This window comes from Comamonadaceae bacterium M7527 (assembly GCA_021044545.1).
In the GTDB taxonomy this organism is placed as follows: Bacteria; Pseudomonadota; Gammaproteobacteria; order Burkholderiales; family Burkholderiaceae_C; genus RS62.
Genome location: CP087990.1, coordinates 1360315 through 1380941 on the forward strand (window position 1 = coordinate 1360315; position 20627 = coordinate 1380941).

23 protein-coding genes and 5 pseudogenes are annotated in these 20627 nt (G+C 56.8%); 1 reads left to right on the plus strand and 27 read right to left on the minus strand.

The features are described 5' to 3' along the window. Positions 1–25: 25 nt before the first annotated feature. The 3 genes from petA to LN050_06675 all read right to left on the minus strand — a co-directional run bounded on the left by petA (position 26) and on the right by LN050_06675 (position 2643). Positions 26–625, minus strand: a complete 600-nt coding sequence (petA, locus tag LN050_06665; protein UFS55530.1) for a ubiquinol-cytochrome c reductase iron-sulfur subunit — start codon at positions 623–625, stop codon at positions 26–28. Positions 626–811: 186 nt separating this feature from the next. Then, a complete protein-coding gene (pdxA, locus tag LN050_06670) occupies positions 812–1894 on the minus strand; it encodes a 4-hydroxythreonine-4-phosphate dehydrogenase PdxA (GenBank protein UFS55531.1) in 1083 nt (360 codons plus the stop codon). A 2-nt stretch (positions 1895–1896) separates the two neighbouring features. Further along, positions 1897–2643, minus strand: a complete 747-nt coding sequence (locus tag LN050_06675; GenBank protein UFS57347.1) for a Nif3-like dinuclear metal center hexameric protein — start codon at positions 2641–2643, stop codon at positions 1897–1899. A gap of 115 nt (positions 2644–2758) precedes the next feature. On the opposite strand from LN050_06675, the pseudogene LN050_06680 reads away from it, so the two are divergent. After that, a pseudogene (locus LN050_06680) lies at positions 2759–3869 on the plus strand (trypsin-like peptidase domain-containing protein). Between the two features lie 35 nt (positions 3870–3904). On the opposite strand, the pseudogene tatC reads toward LN050_06680, so the two are convergent. The 24 genes and pseudogenes from tatC to LN050_06800 form a co-directional block, all read right to left on the minus strand. After that, positions 3905–4701, minus strand: a pseudogene (gene tatC / locus LN050_06685) (twin-arginine translocase subunit TatC). A 5-nt stretch (positions 4702–4706) separates the two neighbouring features. Further along, complete coding sequence (tatB, locus tag LN050_06690) at positions 4707–5210, minus strand: Sec-independent protein translocase protein TatB (GenBank protein UFS55532.1); 504 nt, start codon at positions 5208–5210, stop codon at positions 4707–4709. A 6-nt stretch (positions 5211–5216) separates the two neighbouring features. Further along, complete coding sequence (gene tatA / locus LN050_06695) at positions 5217–5468, minus strand: Sec-independent protein translocase subunit TatA (GenBank protein ID UFS55533.1); 252 nt, start codon at positions 5466–5468, stop codon at positions 5217–5219. 150 nt (positions 5469–5618) lie between these two features. Continuing rightward, on the minus strand, positions 5619–5975 hold the full coding sequence (locus LN050_06700) for a histidine triad nucleotide-binding protein (GenBank protein UFS55534.1): 357 nt from the start codon (positions 5973–5975) through the stop codon (positions 5619–5621). Then, entirely contained in the window at positions 5968–6360 is a 393-nt protein-coding gene (locus LN050_06705; GenBank protein ID UFS55535.1) for a hypothetical protein, read from the minus strand. Before LN050_06705 ends, LN050_06700 begins: the two co-directional genes overlap by 8 nt. After that, positions 6350–6756 (minus strand): annotated as a pseudogene (locus LN050_06710) (phosphoribosyl-ATP diphosphatase). The gene LN050_06705 and the pseudogene LN050_06710 overlap by 11 nt, the downstream one beginning before the upstream one ends. A 22-nt stretch (positions 6757–6778) precedes the next feature. Next, a complete protein-coding gene (gene hisI / locus LN050_06715) occupies positions 6779–7192 on the minus strand; it encodes a phosphoribosyl-AMP cyclohydrolase (GenBank protein ID UFS57348.1) in 414 nt (137 codons plus the stop codon). 46 nt (positions 7193–7238) lie between these two features. Next, entirely contained in the window at positions 7239–8018 is a 780-nt protein-coding gene (hisF, locus tag LN050_06720; GenBank protein UFS55536.1) for an imidazole glycerol phosphate synthase subunit HisF, read from the minus strand. An 8-nt stretch (positions 8019–8026) separates the two neighbouring features. Further along, the gene (hisA, locus tag LN050_06725) at positions 8027–8767 is read right to left on the minus strand and encodes a 1-(5-phosphoribosyl)-5-[(5-phosphoribosylamino)methylideneamino]imidazole-4-carboxamide isomerase (protein UFS55537.1); all 741 of its coding nucleotides are present in this window, start codon (positions 8765–8767) and stop codon (positions 8027–8029) included. A gap of 67 nt (positions 8768–8834) precedes the next feature. Beyond that, the gene (gene hisH / locus LN050_06730) at positions 8835–9461 is read right to left on the minus strand and encodes an imidazole glycerol phosphate synthase subunit HisH (protein ID UFS57349.1); all 627 of its coding nucleotides are present in this window, start codon (positions 9459–9461) and stop codon (positions 8835–8837) included. 74 nt (positions 9462–9535) lie between these two features. Then, positions 9536–10161: pseudogene (gene hisB, locus LN050_06735) on the minus strand (imidazoleglycerol-phosphate dehydratase HisB). Then, complete coding sequence (hisC, locus tag LN050_06740; GenBank protein UFS55538.1) at positions 10158–11258, minus strand: histidinol-phosphate transaminase; 1101 nt, start codon at positions 11256–11258, stop codon at positions 10158–10160. Before hisC ends, hisB begins: the two are co-directional and overlap by 4 nt. Beyond that, entirely contained in the window at positions 11255–12583 is a 1329-nt protein-coding gene (hisD, locus tag LN050_06745; protein ID UFS55539.1) for a histidinol dehydrogenase, read from the minus strand. Before hisD ends, hisC begins: the two co-directional genes overlap by 4 nt. 39 nt (positions 12584–12622) lie before the next feature. After that, positions 12623–13285 (minus strand): ATP phosphoribosyltransferase, encoded by a 663-nt coding sequence (gene hisG / locus LN050_06750; GenBank protein UFS55540.1) that lies wholly within the window; start codon positions 13283–13285, stop codon positions 12623–12625. A 39-nt stretch (positions 13286–13324) separates the two neighbouring features. Further along, complete coding sequence (gene murA, locus LN050_06755; GenBank protein UFS55541.1) at positions 13325–14614, minus strand: UDP-N-acetylglucosamine 1-carboxyvinyltransferase; 1290 nt, start codon at positions 14612–14614, stop codon at positions 13325–13327. 38 nt (positions 14615–14652) lie between these two features. Continuing rightward, positions 14653–14892, minus strand: coding sequence for a BolA/IbaG family iron-sulfur metabolism protein (locus tag LN050_06760; GenBank protein UFS55542.1), 240 nt, complete (start codon positions 14890–14892; stop codon positions 14653–14655). A 39-nt stretch (positions 14893–14931) separates the two neighbouring features. Then, the gene (locus LN050_06765; GenBank protein UFS55543.1) at positions 14932–15687 is read right to left on the minus strand and encodes an ABC transporter permease; all 756 of its coding nucleotides are present in this window, start codon (positions 15685–15687) and stop codon (positions 14932–14934) included. Then, the gene (locus tag LN050_06770) at positions 15684–16589 is read right to left on the minus strand and encodes an ABC transporter ATP-binding protein (GenBank protein UFS55544.1); all 906 of its coding nucleotides are present in this window, start codon (positions 16587–16589) and stop codon (positions 15684–15686) included. Before LN050_06770 ends, LN050_06765 begins: the two co-directional genes overlap by 4 nt. 56 nt (positions 16590–16645) lie before the next feature. After that, positions 16646–16954 (minus strand): STAS domain-containing protein, encoded by a 309-nt coding sequence (locus LN050_06775; GenBank protein ID UFS55545.1) that lies wholly within the window; start codon positions 16952–16954, stop codon positions 16646–16648. Positions 16955–16985: 31 nt separating this feature from the next. Then, entirely contained in the window at positions 16986–17633 is a 648-nt protein-coding gene (locus LN050_06780) for an ABC transporter substrate-binding protein (GenBank protein UFS55546.1), read from the minus strand. 30 nt (positions 17634–17663) lie between these two features. Continuing rightward, positions 17664–18440, minus strand: coding sequence for a VacJ family lipoprotein (locus LN050_06785; protein ID UFS57350.1), 777 nt, complete (start codon positions 18438–18440; stop codon positions 17664–17666). A gap of 30 nt (positions 18441–18470) precedes the next feature. Further along, positions 18471–18911: pseudogene (mlaD, locus tag LN050_06790) on the minus strand (outer membrane lipid asymmetry maintenance protein MlaD). A gap of 45 nt (positions 18912–18956) precedes the next feature. Continuing rightward, positions 18957–19736: a lipid asymmetry maintenance ABC transporter permease subunit MlaE gene (mlaE, locus tag LN050_06795; protein UFS55547.1), complete on the minus strand. Its 780-nt coding sequence runs from the start codon at positions 19734–19736 to the stop codon at positions 18957–18959. Beyond that, on the minus strand, positions 19733–20530 hold the full coding sequence (locus LN050_06800; protein UFS57351.1) for an ABC transporter ATP-binding protein: 798 nt from the start codon (positions 20528–20530) through the stop codon (positions 19733–19735). The genes mlaE and LN050_06800 overlap by 4 nt, the downstream gene beginning before the upstream one ends. Positions 20531–20627 lie beyond the last annotated feature (97 nt).

The following is a 20627-nucleotide window of genomic DNA, read 5'->3' on the forward strand; positions in this document are numbered from 1 at the left end:
TGGTGTCGATCAAGAAGCCTTATTGTTAGGCGTTTTCCTGATCTTCGCCGATCAACAAGGTCGTTTCCGACAAATACATGTGGGGAGGCACAGGCAAGTTGTCTGGAGAAGGCTTGTTCTTGAATACGCGGCCGGCAACGTCAAACGTGGAACCGTGGCACGGGCACAAGAAGCCACCCGGCCAGTCATCTGGCAGCGACGGTTGTGCGCCCACTTGCAGCTTGTCTACCGGTGAACAGCCCAGGTGCGGGCAAATACCAATACCGACAAAATACTCAGGCTTGATAGACCGGTGGCGGTTCTTGGCGTAGGGCGGAATGGGGTAGGCCGTACGGTCTGACTCAGGGTCAGCCAGGTTGGGCTCGTCTTGCTCGAGGGTAGCCAACATTTCAGGCGTGCGACGCAACACCCAAACAGGCTTGCCACGCCATTCGACAGTGACCTTCTCGCCGGGTGCGAGTTTGGAAATATCAACTTCAACGGATGCACCAGCGGCTTTTGCACGTTCAGACGGGCTGAATGTGCTCACAAAAGGTACGGCCACAGCGGCGGCACCAGCGCCGCCCATAGCGCACGAGGTGATCAGCCAGCTACGACGGCCGTTATCAACGGTTGCTTCGCTCATGAGACTCTTTCGATGAGGGGACTTATCGGAGGGCAATTACCCTAGGGACAACCCTGCATTGTACTGGACACCAAGGCTTGTTTTCAAGCCCTGTGGAGCCAGTAATTATTAAATCCAAACTATTCATTTGCAGGGAAAGGCGTGCACACGACACGTCCAAGCACTGCAGCCAGCAAAAATCAGGCGCTACTGCAACGTGAGCTGGCGCACTGCTGCCAGCTCGGCCCATTGCATGGCCTGTAGCAAGCTAGACGCATCGGCCACGCCTGTGCCGGCAATATCGAACGCTGTGCCGTGGTCTGGACTGCTTCTGATGAACGGCAAACCCAGGGTGACATTCACGCCATCGGCCACCCCCAGGTACTTCAAGGGAATCAGGCCTTGATCGTGATAAGCCGCAACCACCACGTCAAACTCACCAGCTTTCGCGCGCATGTAAACCGTGTCGGGCGGCAGCGGGTCGCTCACAGTTAGGCCCTGTGCTCTGGCCTGCTCAATGGCGGGCATCATGTTGTCTATTTCTTCTCGGCCAAAGCGTCCACCCTCGCCTGCATGCGGGTTAACGCCTGCTACGGCAATGCGCAGCAAGCCCGCATCAGCCTGGTGCGTCGGCTTGTTACGTGGCGTCACCCACTGCTGCGTTAGCAACAGGGTTTGCAGCAAGTTGGCCTGCGTGACCTGCTCCAAGGCTTGGCGCAATGGCACATGAATACTGAGCAACACTGTTTGTATGTGTGGGTTGACCAGCAACATGCGCACAGGCAAGTCTTGCAACGGCACACCAGTGTGGCGTGCCGCCAAATCTTGTAGCAACTCTGTGTGCCCTGGATGCGTCACACCCGCCTTGGCAATAGACAGCTTGTGAATAGGCGCGGTCACCATGGCGCTGGCATAGCCTTGCAAACAAGCATTGGCAGCGCAAGTGATAGCCGCCGCCGCCGCCGCCCCTGCCTGCTCGCTGACTTCACCATACGCGAGTCGGCTCAAGTCCAGACCGTCGTCAACCACCACAATGGCCTCAGGCGTTGCTGCCAGCTGTTGGTTGGCCAACGCTGGCGTTGACACCGCAAACAACTGCTTGGCGGCTTGTTGACTGCGCGCGCAGTAGTCCAGCGTGGCTTGCTCTATGGCACCAGCATTGCCGGCCACCCAGCAAGGTGTTGCTGACCGGTCGGCCCAAGCGTACAAAGCCTTCACCACAATCTCGGGGCCAATACCTGAGGGGTCGCCCATGGTGAGCGCCATGGGCTTGGGTAATGTGGGTTGCATGGTTAAGCGGGGTTGTCTATGTCAATAAAGGTATGGCGCACACCCAAGCTGTTGGCCAACGCTTGTCCCACAGCCTGTGCCCCATAGCGCTCAGTAGCGTGGTGGCCGCATGCCAGGTAGGCCACGCCGCACTCGCGCGCATAGTGCGCCTGCGGCTCCGACAACTCACCTGTGATGTACACCTGGGCGCCGGCATCAATGGCCTGCTCAAAATAACCTTGCGCACCACCTGTACACCACGCCACACGCTGCGCAGGCATGCTGGCGTCACCAATGACCATGGGCGCCTTGCCCAACGCAGCTTCCACGGCTTGTGCAAGCTCTCCAAGGGTTGTGTGGCTACTGCGGCCTAACCAGCCCAAACCCTGCTCTCCAAACCGTGCTGCTTTGCCGTCTCGCATATCAACCGTCAAGCCCAGCACGCGACCCAGCTGGGCATTGTTGCCTAGGCTTTCATGCGCGTCCAACGGCAGGTGATAAGCCCATAAGTTGATGTTGTGCGCCATCAACAGGCCCAGGCGTTTGCGCATCCAGCCTGTCACCGTACCGCTTTGGCCGCGCCAAAACAAACCATGATGCACAAAGACCCCTTGCGCACCTTCGTCGACTGCGCGCTCAATCAAGGCCAGACTGGCTGTCACGCCGCTCACAATGTGACTCACCTGATCTGCACCCTCCACTTGTAAACCGTTGGGGCCATAGTCCTTGAATCCATGTGGCTGTAGCCAGCTGTCCAACTGGGCCGACAGGACACTGCGGTCAACGGTGGCGGGCGATTTAATGAATGCGGTCAAAGTCAGGGTTCCTCGCTATGGGGCGCAACTTGCAATATGACTGTAGTCCAAAGGCATGGACAATAGCGTTATGAAACGATTCTGGTTGCTATTGTCGCAAACTGTCACCGTGGTGTTGGCTTTGTATTTTGTAGTCATCACGCTAAAGCCGCAGTGGCTAACCTCTTTACCCGCCACACCAGTTGGTCACCACTCGCTGCGCCATGCCGCACAAGTGGCCTCCCCCGCCGTGGTGAGCCTGCAAACCGTCAACAGCGCCCAAGACGAGCTGCAAGGGCTTGACCCATGGTTCAAGTTCTTCTTTGACGACGACACCAGCAGACAAGCACCCGATCACAACAACGTGGGTTCTGGCGTCATAGTGAGCAGCAGCGGCTTGATTTTGACCAACAACCATGTGGTGGCGGGCGCTGATGACATACAGGTGACTTTGCCAGACGGGCGCAGCACCAGCGCAACTGTACTGGGCACAGACCCCGACACAGACTTGGCCGTGTTGCAAATATCGCTGGACAACGTGCCTGTTATTGCCCTGGGCGATTCTGATGCATTGTTTGTTGGCGACACTTTGCTGGCCATTGGCAACCCTTTTGGTGTGGGACAAACCGTCACCAGCGGTATTGTCAGCGCCTTGGGTCGCAGCCACTTGGGCATCAACACATTTGAGAATTTCATCCAAACAGATGCCGCCATCAACCCCGGCAACTCTGGTGGCGCACTGGTGAACACCCAAGGCCAACTGGTGGGCATCAATACCGCCATTTACTCTCGCTCTGGTGGCTCTGGGTATTGGTTTTGCTATACCCATATCGGTGGCCAACAGTGTTTTAAACAGCATTGTCAAAAACGGCAGGGTCACACGCGGCTGGATAGGTATAGAGCCGCAAACCCTCAACGCCGAGCTGGCTGCCAGCTTTGGGCTTGAGCAAACAGCCGGCGTGTTGGTCGCCGGGGTGCTTCAACGAGGTCCGGCAGCTGCAGCAGGCTTGCGTCCAGGTGACGTGATCGTGGCTGTCAACACGCAGGCTGTCACCAGTATTGCAGACCTTTTGGCGCAAGTAGCCGCACTCACCCCTGGTGAGCCCGCCACGCTGGGTGTATGGCGCAACGGTGTGAGTACCGAGTTGGCCATTTCTCCAGAGGAAAGACCTCACCCCACACACGGCGCAGCACCACGTTGAACTAAGCGATGCGCCCGCCAAGGCTTGGGCATTTTTTACTGGTCTTTGCTCTCAGACTCATCTGCATTTTCGGGCGCTTTGCTGGCGCGAGCAAACCAGCGGCGCCTAATATGCCGCATTCGTACAAAATGCACATGGGCACGGCCAGCGACAACTGCGAAATCACATCTGGTGGTGTCACCAAAGCGGCAATAACAAAAGCCAAGACTACAAAGTAGCCTCTGAACGTCTTGAGCTGCTCCACGGTGACGATGCTAAAACGCACCAACAGCATCACCACAATGGGCACTTGAAATGCCAAGCCAAACGCGAGATACAGCGACAAGATAGCTTCCACATAAGAGGCTACATCTGGCGTGGCTGCCACACTGGGCGGCGCAAAAGCTTGGATAAAGCCAAACATTTTGTCCAGTACCAGCAGCTGTACAAAGGCAATGCCACCGTAGGCCAGCAAGCTGCCAAACATGATCAGCGGTATGGCAAAGCGCTTTTCGTGGCTATATAGGCCAGGTGCAATAAAGGCCCATACTTGGTACATGATCCATGGCAGGCACAGCAAAAATGCCGCCATCATCAACACCTTCAAAGGTATGAAAAAGGGCGAAAAAACCCCCACAGCAATCAGCTTGGCACCCGGGGGCATGTGCGTCTGAATGGGTATGGCTATCCAGTCAATCAAGGTAGCTGGGCCTGGCCACAACGCCAAAGCACCCATGCACACCAACAAACCCGCAAAAGCGTACATCAGCCTGTTGCGTAGCTCTAATAAATGCTGAACAAAGGTTTGCTCAGTGCCGGCCATCTCGTTCGGCTCTGGTGTGTTGCTACTCATGGGTATTAGGGGGCAATGCGGTTGATACTAGGCCTAAATCTGGCCACCCGCGCAGCACCTGACTGTATGTGGCTACGCTGCCCGCTGCGCGCTTTGTACCACTGCGGCACTGCGGCGCGCTTGGCACGCCAGCGCTTTTTAGGCTTGGCATAAGCGTTGTAGCTGCTGGTGTAGGGCTTGCCTATATGGTTGTAGTCGTCTGAGCTGACGTCTAGCGACTGGGGTGTTTGGCCTGTGGCCTCATTCCAGTCGTCTTCAAAACTCTTGCTGCTGTCTTCAACGGCCTTTTGGGCATCGCTCATGGACGTCTCAAAGCCCTCTTTCATCTTTCGCAGCTCTTCAAGTTCCATGCTGCGATTGACCTCGGCTTTCACGTCAGACACATAGCGTTGCGCCTTGCCCAACAAGGCACCCACGGTGCGAGCGACTTTGGGCAGCTTTTCCGGACCAATGACAACCAAGGCCACCACGCCAATCAGCGCGAGCTTGGAAATGCCTAAATCAATCACACCAGATCAAGCGTTTGGCTTGGACTTGGCCTGAACATCAATGGTCTCGCCAGCATCGGCTTTGGCTTGAGCCGACTGCGTGACCTGAGCGGGCGCGTCTGCGTCGTCGGCAGGCGTGCCGCCTTCCTTCATGCCGTCTTTGAAGCCTTTAACCGCACCACCCAAGTCTGAACCAATGTTTTTGAGCTTCTTGGTGCCAAACACCATCACAACAATCAACAGAACAATTAACCAATGCCAAATAGAAAAAGCACCCATGACCAACTCCTAGGAAATTCGATACGCTCAACAATAAACTGCGCTGCCGCTGCGGACATAAGCCCCAGCGCGTCATTCTAAGGCTAAGGTGAGACCCGCTTGAGGCAAAGGGCAAAAAGACTGCCACTGACTTGCCCCAACTTCTCTACACTAGCCCTTGCTCCACGGCCTTGGGCCGCCCATCACGTGGACATGCAAATGGTGCACCTCTTGCGTACCATGCTCGCCTGTGTTGACCACCACCCTGAAACCACCGGCTGGGTAAGGCTCGCAACCCTGCTCTAAAGCCAGCCTGGGCGCCAAAGTCATGATTTTTCCCATCAGTGCCGCGTGCTCGTCAGTGAGCTGGGCCATTGAGGCAATGTGCGCTTTGGGGATGATCAAAAAATGTACAGGCGCCCACGGCGCTATGTCGTGAAATGCGTAAATATCGTCGTCTTCGTAGACTTTCTTGCTGGGTATCTTTCCTGCGGCAATTTTGCAGAACAAGCAGTTTTCATCATGCATCAAGCACTGTCTCCATGGGTTTACCGGCGTTTAAATTGATAAAGCCGCGCACAATTCGAATCAGAAACCAAACCGATATCACCAGCCAAGCCAGCCAGCCCGGCCCAATCAACAGAAGCCACAACGGCAAGGTCACAAGGTAAGCAAAACCCGCCCACAACACCGAGCGCAGCCGCCACGAAAAATGCGATTCGTGCCACGTGCCACGCGCGTGTGGGCGCTTGTACATGTCCATCACCAAGGCCACCAGCAGCAGCAAAGGCCCCCACTGCCCGCCAGGTACCAATGCGCCCACCGCCACAATGAGATGCAACACATAGCTGACAGTGCCAATGGTGTTCAAGCTTTGCAGGCGCTGCTGGTCTTGAGAAAAATCAGCTGCCATGCTTGTCCTCCAGGCTTTGGGCATCTCTGGCTTGCGCTTTTCTAAGCGCTTTTTCCTCTAAACCGCTCAGGCCCTCGCGCCTGGCCAGCTCTGCCAGCACATCAGCGGGCTGCAAATCAAAGTGGGCCAACGCCACCATGCTGTGAAACCACAAGTCAGCCACCTCACCCACCAGCAAGGACTTGGTCTGCGCGCTGGGTGAGGCCTGCGCGTCTTTGGCCGCCATGACGGTTTCGGTGGCTTCTTCGCCAATTTTTTCAAAAACGAGTCTGGCGCTTGAGCCAACAGCCTGGCCACATAGCTGGTGCTGGCATCACCACCGTTGGCTGGCTTGCGCGACTCAATCACCTGCGCCAATCGGTGCAGGGTGTCGTCTTGTGTGAAATCTGTGGTCATTGGGCTGTCTTACTCTAGCTGACTATTTGTAAATGCTGTCTGGGTCTTTGAGCACGGGCGCATTCGCCACCCACTGGGACTGTCCAGCCTCGCTGGCCATGAGTTCCTGGTAAAAGCAGCTGTGACGGCCGGTGTGGCAGGCAATGCCAGGCTCATGCCCCAATTGCGTCACACTAAGCAACACCACGTCGGCGTCGCAATCCAGGCGGATGTTGTGCACGGTTTGCACATGGCCGGACTCTTCACCCTTGAACCACAGCTTGTTGCGCGAGCGGCTGAAGTACACCGCACGCTTGAGCTCAGCGGTCTTCGCCAATGCCTCGCGGTTCATCCACGCAAACATCAGCACGTCACCACTGCCCTGCTCTTGCGCGATCACAGGCACCAAGCCCTGCGCGTCCCATTTGATACTGTCTAACCAATTCATAACGCTGATCTTACTCAAGATCACCCGAGTACCAGCTCACCCTGGCGACTCGCCATCACATTCGAACCGGTATGCCGCGCTTGGCCATCAAGGCCTTGGCCTCGCCCACAGTGTGGTCGCCAAAGTGAAAAATGCTGGCCGCCAGCACGGCATCAGCGTGGCCTAACGCAATGCCGTCTGCCAAGTGCTCCAAATGCCCGACACCGCCAGAGGCAATGACAGGCACATGCACGGCATCACTGATGGTGCGAGTGAGCTCCAGGTCAAAGCCGCTGCGCGTGCCGTCTTTGTCCATGCTGGTCAGCAGCAACTCGCCTGCGCCTGCTGCCGTCATTTGCTGCGCCCAGGCGAGGGCATCAAGCCCAGTATTTTTGCGCCCACCGTGGCTGTATACGTCCCAGCCTTGGCCGCGTTGTAAAAGGTCTTCACCAGTGCGGCGTTTGGCATCTATAGCCACCACAATGCACTGTGAGCCGTATTTGGCGCTCACGTCATTGATGATTTGCGGATTGGCAATCGCGGCCGAGTTGAAACTGGTTTTATCAGCACCCGCATTGAGCAAGCGGCGCACGTCATCAACCGTGCGCACACCACCGCCCACGGTCAGCGGAATAAACACCTGCGCGGCCACCGCCTCAATCATGTGTAGTGTGAGGTCACGTCCATCGCTGGTGGCCGTGATATCTAAAAATGTCAACTCGTCTGCGCCCTGCGCGTTGTAACGTGCGGCTATTTCAACCGGGTCGCCAGCGTCACGCAACTCTACAAAGTTGACGCCTTTGACCACACGGCCATTGGTCACGTCCATGCACGGGATGATGCGCTTGGCGAGCATGCTTTGAATTAACCGTTAAGCTCGTCGGCCAAGTCTTGCGCAGCCTCGAAGTCCAGATCACCACTGTAGATGGAGCGCCCGCAAATCACGCCTTCCACGCCCTCTTCTTCTACGGCGCACAGTGCGCGAATATCTTCCAGGTTGGACAATCCACCTGAGGCAATAACAGGAATGGTGAGGGCTTGCGCCAGTTTGACCGTGGCGTCAATGTTGATGCCCGTGAGCATGCCGTCGCGGCCAATGTCTGTGTAGATGATGCCTTCAACACCATAGTCTTGGTATTTTTTCCCCAAATCCACCACCTCGTGGCCTGTGAGTTTGCTCCAGCCGTCTGTGGCTACCTTGCCGTCTTTGGCGTCCAAACCCACGATGATGTGGCCAGGGAAGGCACTGCAAGCGTCTTGCAAAAAGCCTGGGTTTTTAACCGCCGCCGTACCGATGATGACAAATGCCAAACCCGCGTCCAGGTAGCGTTCTATGGTGTCTAGATCACGAATGCCACCGCCCAGCTGCACGTCGACCTCATCGCCCACCTCGGCCAATATGCGCTTGATAGCCAGCTCATTTTTGGGCTGGCCTGCAAACGCGCCGTTTAAGTCCACCAGATGCACGCGGCGCGCGCCTTTGTCCACCCAAGAGCGCGCCACGGCAGCAGGGTCTTCGCCAAACACCGTGGATTGGTCCATGTCACCTTGCTTGAGGCGAACACATTGACCGTCTTTCAAATCGATTGCAGGAATTAACAACATGGCTTTTTAGAGCGAGGCAACAAGGGTTTAGAGAAAGTTGGTGCGCTTGCGGCACACCGCGTGGAGATCAAGGCTTCCAGTGTAAAAAGTTTCTGTACAAGGTCAAACCTTGATCGGAACTTTTTTCAGGATGAAACTGTGTGGCAAATAAATTGTCGCGCGCGACGGCAGCACAAAACCAGTCGCCATAGTGCGCACTGGCCGCGCAATGGGCGCTGTCTTCAGGCTTGGCGTAAAAACTGTGCACAAAGTAAAAATAGGCCAGGTTATCGATGCCAGCAAACAAGGCATGGGAGCGGCCTTGCGCGTTGACGTGACGCACCTGGTTCCACCCCATTTGCGGCACTTTAAAACGCGAACCATCGCTTTGCAGCTGATCCTCCAAGGCAAAGCGTTTAACGTCGCCAGCGATCAGGCCCAGGCCTTTGGTGTCACCCTCCTGGCTGTGATCCAACAGCATTTGCATGCCCACACAAACGCCAAACAAAGGCTTGTTGGCGGCAGCGTGCAACACGGCGGCGCGCAAGCCACTGCGGTCTAGCTCAGCCATACAGTCAGCGATTGCGCCTTGGCCGGGCAGTACCACGCGCTGGGCATCCAACACTTCTTGCGGACTGGCTGTCACGCGCACCTCCAGACCAGTGTCCCTGGCCGCGACTTGAACAGCAGTGGCTACCGAGCGAAGATTGCCCATGCCATAGTCCACCACAGCCACATAAGCCGTCGTCGGCGACAAGTTTGAATCAGCCACGGGAGCGCCTAATAAAGTTACAGGCTGCCTTTGGTAGACGGCACCACGTCTGCCGCACGCACGTCAACGCTAAGCGCCACGCGCAAAGCGCGGGCAAATGCCTTGAACACCGTCTCGGCCTGGTGATGGGCGTTCTCGCCGCGCAAGTTGTCAATGTGCAAGGTCACGCCAGCATGGTTGGAAAAGCCTTGGAAAAACTCGAAAGCCAGCTGCGTGTCAAACGCGCCAACCATGCCGCTCTTAAACGGCACAAACATGTGCAAGCCTGGGCGGCCAGAAAAGTCCACCACCACACGCGACAAGGCCTCGTCCAGTGGCACGTAAGAGTGGCCGTAGCGCACCAAACCGCGTTTGTCACCAATGGCTTTGGCAACGGCTTGGCCCAGCGTGATGCCCACGTCTTCAACGGTGTGGTGACCATCAATGTGCAAGTCACCTTTGGCCTGAATGTCAGGTCAATCAAGCCGTGTCTGGCGATTTGGTCCAGCATGTGGTCAAAAAAGCCAATACCGGTATTCAGGCTGGCCTCACCCGTGCCGTCCAGGTTCACGCGTACGGTGATTTGGGTCTCATTGGTGTTGCGCGTGACTTCGGCTACACGGTCGGCAGCCCGGTTGGCTGTGGTGGCTTGGGGGGCATTCATACGCTGGCTTTCAAGGCTTTTAAGAGCTGGTCGTTTTCGGCAGGCGTGCCCACGGTCAAACGCAGGCAGTTGTGCAGCAATGCATGCATTGTAGAAACATTCTTGACCAACACGCCCGCGGCCTTCAACGCCGCAAAGGTTTTGGCTGCATCATCCACGCGTACCAGCACCATATTGGCTTGGCTTGGGAAAGACTCAACACCGGGCATCATGGCCAGCTGCGCCAGCAATCGTTCGCGCTCGGCCCGTATGTCACTGGCTTGCTGGGCAAACACCGCCTGATGCTCCAGAGCAAACAGTGCACATTCGGCATTGAGCACACTCACGTTGTATGGCGGACGCAATTTGTCCAGCTGCGCCACCAACTCGGCCTGGCCCAGCATATAGCCCAGACGAATACCTGCCAAACCAAATTTGGACAGGGTACGCATCAACACCACATGGGCGTAACGCTTGGGCTGTGTGCGCATGCGGTCTAGCCAGGTGCTGTTGGCAAATGGCTGATAGGCCTCGTCCACCACAACCAGGCCAGGGGCGGCGTCTATGACCGCATCCAGGTCTGCCTCGCGCCACGCGTTAGCCGTAGGGTTGTTGGGGTTGGCCAGATACACCACGGCAGGCTGGTGCAAGGCCATGGCGCTCACCATGGCTGGCACGTCCAACTCAAAGTCAACGGTTAGCGGCACAGCTATATAGGCCAGGCCTTGCAGCTTGGCGCTTAAGCCATACATCACAAAACCGGGCTCTGGTGCCAAGATGGTGGCCTGTGTACCCACACAAGCCATAGCCAACAAACCGATCAGCTCATCAGAGCCGTTGCCCAACATCAAGGCCATGCCTGGGGGCATGTCTACATATGCGGCCAGCGCTGCCTTCAAGTCATCAATGCGCGCAGCAGGGTAGCGGTTTACAGCGACTTGACCCAAACGCTGACCCAGCCCTTGCTGCAAGTCCGGCGACAACACATATGGGTTCTCCATAGCGTCCAGCTTGACCATGCCTGTAGCGTCTTGTACCGCGTAGGCATGCATGCTTTTCACATCGTCTCGCAACACACGCAAGCCCTGCTCCAAGCGGCTATTGGATTGATCGCTCATAGCTTGCTGCCTGTCATACGCATAGCGGCAGAGTCTGCGTGGGCTTGCAAACCCTCGCCCAGCGCCAAGGTCTGGGCGATATGGCCCAGGTGTTGCGCGCCTTCATGGCTTACCTCGATTAAGCTGCTGCGTTTTTGAAAGTCGTACACACCCAATGGCGAGCTAAAACGCGCCGTGCCTGAGGTTGGCAACACGTGATTGGGGCCGGCGCAGTAGTCACCCAAAGACTCGCTGGTAAAGCCGCCCAAGAAAATAGCGCCCGCATGCTTGAGCAATGGCTCCCAGCGGTGAGGCTGGTCACTGGCTACTTCCAAGTGCTCAGGCGCAATGCGGTTGCTGAGCGCGCAGGCTTCTTCCATACTGGCTGTCACAACCACCAAACCGCGGTCGTTGATAGAGCGCTCTATGATCGCGGCTCTGGACTGACCGGGTAGCAAGTCGTCCATGGCTTTGACCACCGCTTGCGCGTAGTCTGCATCGGGCGTTAGCAACACACTTTGGGCCAACTCGTCGTGCTCGGCCTGGCTAAACAAGTCCATGGCCACCCACTCTGGTGGCGTGCTGCCATCCGCCAGCACCAGGATTTCGCTGGGGCCTGCAATCATGTCAATGCCCACCTGACCAAACACACGACGCTTGGCGCTGGCCACATAGGCGTTGCCTGGGCCGGTAATTTTGTCGACCTTGGCGATGGTGGCCGTGCCGTAGGCCAATGCCGCGACAGCCTGCGCGCCGCCAATGGTGAAGGCACGCGTGACACCTGCCACGTGCGCAGCAGCCAACACCAGCGCGTTGCGCTCGCCTTTGGGCGTAGGCACCACCATCACGATGTCTTGCACACCCGCGACGTGAGCCGGTATGGCATTCATCAGCAAACTGGACGGATAAGCGGCTTTTCCGCCAGGCACATAAATACCCACGCGGTCTAGTGGCGTGACTTTTTGGCCCAACAAAGTGCCATGCTCGTCTGTGTATTGCCACGACTCGCCGTTGGCAGTTTTTTGTGCCTCGTGGTAGCGCTTGATACGCGCAGCCGCTGCCACCAAGGCCTCACGCTGTACTCGGGGCAAGTCCTCAAATGCCTTGACCATATCGGCTTGGCTGATTTCAAGTTCAGCCAAGCTGGCCGCCTGCAAGCCGTCAAATTGGGCTGTTAAGTCCAGTACCGCCTGATCACCTCGCGCGCGCACATCGGCAATGATGTCGGACACCCGAGACTCAATGGCTTGATCTGTCTCACCCGACCATGACAAACGCTGGTTAAAGCGCTGCTCAAAGTCTTTATCTGTGGTGCGCACCACCGGTATGTTCAACACGTTGGCCATGAATAGGGCTGTCCTTTTGGGGTATTGGTGCTTATGGATTTATGTGGCTTGGCGAGCGCCAACCGCTGCATCTATGGCGCTCACAATGGGTTGTAGCGCTTCACGCTTGAGCTTTAAGCTGGCCGGATTCACCACCAGCCTTGAACTCACATCCACGATATGCTCAACCTCTACCAAGTGGTTGGCCTTGAGCGTGTTGCCCGTTGACACCAAGTCAACGATGGCGTCAGCCAAGCCAGTCAGTGGCGCCAACTCCATGGAGCCATACAACTTGATGAGGTCTACGTGTACGCCTTTTTGGGCGAAAAATTCGCGTGCAGCGTGGGTGTATTTGGTGGCCACCCGCAGCCGCGAGCCTTTCTTAACCGCACTGGCGTAGTCAAAGTCGCCACGCACAGCCACGCTCAAGCGGCACTTGGCAATGCGTAAATCTATGGGCTGGTACAAGTCATTGCCGCCTGTCTCAAACTGGTGCTCTATCAGCGTGTCAGAGCCCACCACGCCCACATCAGCGCCGCCATTCGCCACATAAGTAGGCACGTCGCTGGCGCGCACCAACACAACCTGTACGTCGTTGCGTGAGGTTGAGAGTATCAGCTTGCGCGACGTATTGGGGTCTTCAAGCACACGAATACCAGCGGCCTCAATCAGCGGCAGGGTTTCGTCAAAAATGCGTCCTTTGGACAGGGCCAGCGTAATCAATGTGAGACTTTCTTGATTGGAGTGATTCAGTGGGACAGCTCAGCTGGCTTTGTCAGACACGCGCTCTATGCAGGCGCCCAAGCTTCGTAGCTTCACTTCCATGCGGTCGTAGCCACGGTCCAGGTGGTACACACGCTCGACAGTGGTGTCCCCATCGGCCACAAGCGCGGCTATCACCAAGCTGGCAGAAGCCCGCAAGTCTGTAGCCATCACATGGGCGGCTGACAGCCTGGCACCACCGCCAATCACCGCAGTCTTGCCCTCTACGGTGATGTGCGCACCCAAACGTTGCATTTCCTGCACGTGCATAAAGCGGTTTTCAAAAATGGTTTCAATCACCGTGGAAGCACCAGATGCCACGACGTTCAGCGCCATAAACTGCGCTTGCATGTCGGTGGGGAAACCCGGGTACTCCGTGGTACGGAAAGACTGGGCCTTCAGGCTGGCAGCGCCTGCGCTTTGCACGCGTAAGCCCTGGGCCACGGACTCTACCGTCACACCCGCCTCGCGCAGCTTGTCAATGACCGCGTCCAAGTGGTCGCCTCTGGCGTTGTGCAACACCACATCGCCACCCGTCACAGCCACAGCACACAAAAACGTGCCCGTCTCAATGCGGTCGGCCACCACGGCATGCTCACAACCGCCCAGGCTGGCAACGCCGTCAATGCGAATACGGCTGGTGCCATGGCCTTCAATACGCGCGCCCATCTTGATGAGCATCTCGGCCAAATCGGTGATTTCTGGTTCTTGCGCCGCATTTTCCAAAACCGTAACGCCTTCTGCCAGGGCCGCGGCCATCATGAAGTTTTCTGTACCAGTGACCGTCACCATGTCTGTGGTGATGTGCGCGCCCTTTAATCGGCTTTGGCCCGCTGGCAATGACGCCTCAATGTAGCCATGCGCCACAGTGATCACCGCGCCCATAGCCTCCAGACCTTTGATGTGCTGGTCAACGGGGCGTGAGCCAATGGCACAACCTCCCGGCAACGAGACGCGTGCTTTACCAAACCTAGCCAATAGCGGGCCCAGCACCAAAATAGACGCACGCATGGTTTTCACCAAATCGTAGTGCGCCTCTGTTTTATTGAGGCTGCCTGCGTTGAGCACCACAGAGTTGCTGTCTGCCACGCGGTTGTCCACGGCCACCCCCATGCTCTCAATCAGCTTGAGCATGGTACGCACATCTTGCAGGGCTGGCACGTTGGTCAGCGTAACGGGCTGCTCACTCAGCAGTGCAGCGCACAGTTCAGGCAAGGTGGCGTTTTTGGCACCCGCAATTGAAATGCTGCCGTTGAGTGCTTGTCCACCGGTGATGCGAAGTTGATCCATGTTGGCGACTGAATAATGTGAACGAATTAAAGAACTTGTTAGGCCTGCTGCGCCCACTCGCTGGGCGTAAAGGTTTTCATGGACAGGGCGTGCACCTCATCTGTTTGTATGCGCCCACCCAATGCTGCATACACAAGCTTGTGACGTGCAATAGCGCGCAAGCCCTCAAACTCGGACGACACGATCACAGCAGACCAATGGCGTCCGTCACCGCTAACTTCAAGATGGTTGCAGGCCATGCCCGCGCTGATGATGTCGTGTAGCTGTTGGTCTGTCATGGTCTGTTCCAGGTCTTTGTCATGCAAGGTTGGGAAGGATTAGTGACGCACTTTGTAGCCTGTGCGCAGCATGTACTCTGCCACCGCACCCACTACTACAAATGCCACGCCCACCACGGTTAGGCTCATCCAGGGTGAAACGTCGCTGTGACCAAAAAAGCCGTAGCGAAAGCCATCAATCATGTAAAAAAACGGGTTGAAGTGACTCACGGTTTGCCACATGGGGGGCAGCGAGTGAATAGAGTAAAAAACGCCACTTAAAAATGTCATGGGCATGATGACAAAGTTTTGAAACGCCGCGAGCTGGTCAAACTTTTCAGCCCACAAGCCCGCCACAATGCCCATGGCGCCCATCAAGCCGCAACCTAAAGCGGCGTAGACGATCACCCACAAGGGGTACTCAAGATGCAAGCCGCCGTACCAGCTGGTGACCGCAATAACCCCTGCACCCACGGCCAAACCGCGCACCACGCTGGAAGCCACATAAGCCCAAAACCAGGCCCAATGCGACAAGGGTGTGAGCATCAAGAAAATGAGGTTGCCCATGACCTTGCTTTGAATCAGCGAGGACGAGCTGTTTGAAAAGGCGTTTTGCAACATGCTCATCATGGCCAAGCCAGGCACCAGGAAGGCGATGTAAGCCACACCGTCATACACCTGCACCCGGCCTTGCAGTACATGGCCAAAAATAAGCATGTACATCATGGCCGTGAGAACGGGCGCAGCCACGGTTTGAAAGCCCACCTTCCAGAAACGCAGAATCTCTTTGTAAAAAAGGGTTTGCCAGCCGGTCATGATTGCTTCTCCATAACGGCCAAAAACACGTCTTCCAAGTCTGCAGGTCGAATCTCTACTTGCTCGGCCAAACCACCTGCCGCACGCACCTGGGCCAATATGTCCTCAACCACTTGCGCGTTGGGTGCTGGCAGTTGCACAATGCGCCCGGTGATACGGGCAATAGCTTGCAACGCGGGCGGCAAGGGCGTGTCCAACTTGAAACGCAGCATGCTGGTAGAGGCCCGCTCAAGCAAATCACTGGTTTTTTCAAGGGCCACCAACTGGCCTTTTTTAAGCATAGCCAAACGCGAACACAAGGCCTCTGCCTCTTCCAGGTAGTGCGTGGTCAGCAACACAGCGGTGCCTTGCTTGTTCAGGTGCGACACAAACTGCCACAGTGTTTGGCGCAGCTCTACGTCCACACCCGCTGTGGGCTCGTCGAGAACAATCACCGGTGGCTTGTGCACCAAGGCCAACGCCACCAGAACGCGGCGCTTCATACCACCAGACAAAGCACGCATGTTGGACGCAGCCTTGTCTGCAAGGCCCAGGCCCAACAGCAAGTCATCTATCCACTGGTCGTTGTTGGTGATGCCAAAGTAGCCACTTTGAAAGCGCAGCGCTTCGCGCACGGTGAAAAACGGGTCAAACACCAGCTCTTGCGGCACCACGCCCAAGTTGCGGCGGGCTTGCGCGTAGTCTTTAACAACGTCAAAGCCGTTCACACGCACTTCGCCGGATGTGGCATGACTTAGGCCCGCCAAAATGCTGATGAGAGTGGTTTTTCCAGCCCCGTTGGGGCCTAACAAACCAAAAAATTCACCTTCGCCAATCTCGAAACTGACATCAGATAGAGCTTGGAAGTCGCCTTTGGCGGTTCGGTACGTCTTGGAGACGTTTTTAAAGGATAGTGCAGACATTAGCCGCTTATTTTAGTCTGCCCGTTGAATGCGTGCCCAACGGGCGCGACTTGAGCTCAATTAGCCTGGCTAGGGATTTGGTCCGTGATCTGATCAGGCATGTGACCTAGCACTTGCGCCACGTCATAGGCCTGCACCAACGACCACAACAATTCTGGCCAGTTGGCCACCCAAATCACCTGGCCATGGGCCTGTGCCTTGCGCGCCAGCCCCAACAACACACTGATGGCGCTGGAGTCAAACTTGGCTAAAGCACCGGCATCAATACCCACCACACCTTCAGCAGGCATTTGACGACTCAGCGCCGACAACACAGATTGCGCATTGTCGTGCGTGATGGTGGCGGGTAGTGCAATGGCGGTCATGGCGTTGGTTATGGGTGACACCTGATGGCTGTTACTGGACGTCTTGTTGCGCGGCAGCTGTATTGAGCTGCGCCAAGGCCTTGATCAAGCCATCTACATCATCACCGCCGCTAACCGAGGCGAACTGGGTGCGGTAGGTTTCGATCAGCCACAAGCCCAACACATTGATGTCCACGATCTTCCAGCCCGTATCGGACAACACCATGCGGTAGTCCATGGGAATGGGCTCGCCGCCGCCACCCACCACGCGAGAACGCACGGTAGCGCGGGTATCGCCGTCCACCATGCGCATAGGCTTGACTTCTATGCTGCGGTCTTTCATCTGCTTAACAGCGCCTGCATAGGTGCGAATCAGCAGCGTTTTGAACTCGGCCTGCAAACGCTCTTTTTGGGATGGCGTGGCACCCCGCCAAGCCCTGCCCACCGCCGAGGCTGTCATGCGTGCAAAGTCCACATGCGGCATGACGCGCTCATCGACCACAGCCTTTAAACGGTTCACGTCGCCAGCCATCAGCTGCGGGTCAGACTTGACCAAGGCAATCACTTCGTTGGCGGTGCGCGCAATCAGCGCGTTAGGCGCCTCGACGCCAGCTTGCGCCGACAAGGCAAACCACCCAAGCACGAGAACAGCGCTGGTGGCTGCACAACGGATGAGCAATTGTTTGAGTTTTTTGAGCATGGGCACCCTTAGCTGTTTGTATTGTTTTAATTACTGACCAGCCGCGGGTGCAGCCTCCCACGCATCATCGTCGCCGACAGCATCGCCCCAGTCATCCGCGGCGGGCGACTCTACCCACATAGGCTGGGTAGCAGCGATGCGGCGCTTGAGGTAGACGTCGCGCACCAGGCTGTACTTGTCCAAAGCAATGGAATCCAGTGTGTTGCTGGCGTCTAGCAAGTCGGCACGCTTGTTCACAACAGACACCACCTTCAGTGTGTTGCGCGTGGCCACATCGTTGGGCTCTGTCGCACCGCTACCGGTGAGCTCGACGTAGCCGCTGGCCGAATCTCTTAAAGAAGATGGGCCCGCAAACGGCAGCACGATATAAGGCCCCATAGGCACGCCCCAGCGGCCAAAGGTTTGCCCCAGGTCGTGGCTGGTTTTCGTCAAACCCATGGGTGTTGCTATGTCAACCAAGCCACCAAAGCCCAAACCTGTATTGACGACAAAACGCATGAAATTGGTTGTGGCCTCAACTGGGCGCAGCTGCAATGCGGCGTTCAAGCTAGACCAGATATCGCCCAGGTTGCCAAAGAAGTTACTCACTGTGGTGCGCACAAAAGGATGGGTGACCTCTTGATAGGTTTCAGCGACGGGCTTTAGCACCACGCGGTCTGCCGTATCGTTGAACGTGTAAATCGTGCGGTTAAACGGCTCAAGCGGGTCTTGGGCGTGGGCGCTGGGGCCAGATGCACAGCCGCCCAACACAAAGGCTGTCAGCAACAACAACGTGGCTGATAAATGCCTGATCAGCGTGCAACCCATCACTTGCTCTCGTCTTTGCCGCTGGCAGTTATTGAACAAGAATTGGCTGATGAGGTTTTCAAGCACCACGGCCGACTGCGTCTGTGTCACCACCGCGCCGCTGGCCCAGGTGGCTTCTTCAAACCCAGCTTGCACGCCAATGTACTGCTCGCCCAGCAAACCGCTGGTGAGAATTTTGAGTGAGCTATCTACAGGAAATGCGTATTGCTTGTCCATGTCAAGAACGACAGTGGCCTGAAAACGCTGGGTGTCAAAGCTGATGTCGCTGACGCGCCCCACCACCACACCGGCGCTCTTGACAGCCGCACTGGGCTTGAGGCCGCCAATGTTGTCAAACCTGGCGCTCACCTGGTAGGTTGGCGCAAAGTTCAGCTGCAGCAAATTGGCAGACTTGAGTGCCAAAAACAGCAACGCCGCTGCGCCAATCAGCACAAACAAGCCTACCCACACATCACTTTTTGACTTTTGCATACTGCACCTCACAACCGCGTACAACGCGCAGTTGACCTTCACAAATTAAATACTGAACATCATGGCGGTTAGCAAGAAGTCCAAGCCCAACACCATCAGGGAGGCCACCACCACCGTGCGCGTAGTCGCTCTTGACACGCCTTCTGGCGTAGGGGACGCGGCATAGCCCTGTAACAAGGCTATAAAGGTAACGGCCAAGCCAAAGACCATGCTCTTGATGACACCGTTGCCTACGTCACGCCATACATCGACACCGCTTTGCATTTGGCTCCAAAACGAACCCGAATCCACGCCAATCATCACCACGCCCACCAACCAGCCACCAATAATGCCCACGGCACTAAAGACTGCCGCCAATATGGGCATGGCTATCAGGCCACCCACAAAACGCGGTGCCAATATGCGGCGCACAGGGTCTACCGCCATAATTTCCATGGCAGCCAGCTGCTCGCCTGCTTTCATCAGGCCTATCTCGGCAGTAAGCGCCGTGCCGGCGCGCCCCGCAAACAACAGGGCCGTCACCACAGGCCCCAGCTCGCGCACCAAGCTCAGCGCCACCAGCAAGCCCAAAGCCTCTGATGAACCATAACGCTGCAAGGTGTAGTAGCCCTGTAAGCCCAATACAAAGCCGACAAACAAGCCAGACACGCCAATAATAGCCAAGCTGTGATTGCCCAAAAAATGCACTTGGTCAGCGATCAAGCGTGGGCGCTTCAGTGCCAGCACCGACTCTTTGAGCAGCACCAACAGCAGTCGCAAGGCATAGCCCATATTGGCCAGGCTGCGGCGAACGCCAAAACCAATACTGGCGGCAAAACCAATCATGACGCTCCCAGCAGGTCTGCTTGCACGCCCGGTGCGGGGTAGTGAAAGCGCACAGGGCCATCAGCCCTGCCACCAATAAACTGCTGCACCAGCGGGTCGGCACATTGGCGCACCGCTTGCGGCGTGCCTTGCACCGCAACTTTGCCGTTGGCCAATATCACCACGTGGTGAGCAATGCCAAAGGTTTCCTCTACATCGTGAGACACCACAATAGACGTCATGCCCAGCGCGTCATTGAGCTCGCGTATGAGCTTGGCCGCTGTTCCCAGAGAAATAGGGTCCAGCCCGGCAAAGGGCTCGTCGAACATCATCAACGCCGGGTCCAGTGCGATGGCCCTGGCCAGCGCCACACGCCTGGCCATGCCGCCAGAAATTTCAGCGGGCATCAAATCGCGCGCACCGCGCAAACCAACGGCGTTGAGCTTCATCAGCACAATGTCGCGCACCATTACCTCGGGTAACCTGGTGTGCTCGCGCAGCGGAAACGCCACGTTGTCAAACACAGACATGTCTGTGAACAAAGCACCAAACTGGAACAACATGCCCATTTGCCTGCGTGCAGCGTACAGCTGCTTGTGGCTGAGTTGGGCCACATCCTGGCCCAACACTTTGACGCTACCCCCCAACGCCCGATACTGGCCGCTGATGAGGCGCAGCAGCGTGGTTTTGCCGCAGCCTGATGCGCCCATGAGCGCGGTGACTTTGCCCTGGGGTATGTCTATGTCAACACCATCCAAAATGCGGCGTGCAGACGCGTCTTCGCTGTAGGCGAAGCTGACATGGCTGAAACTGATAGCTGGCGTTTGCGACACGGTAACCCAAATAATAAAGCCCACCACCAACACACTTGGTAATGGGCAGTCATCATGATGATAAACGTTGCCAGTGGCG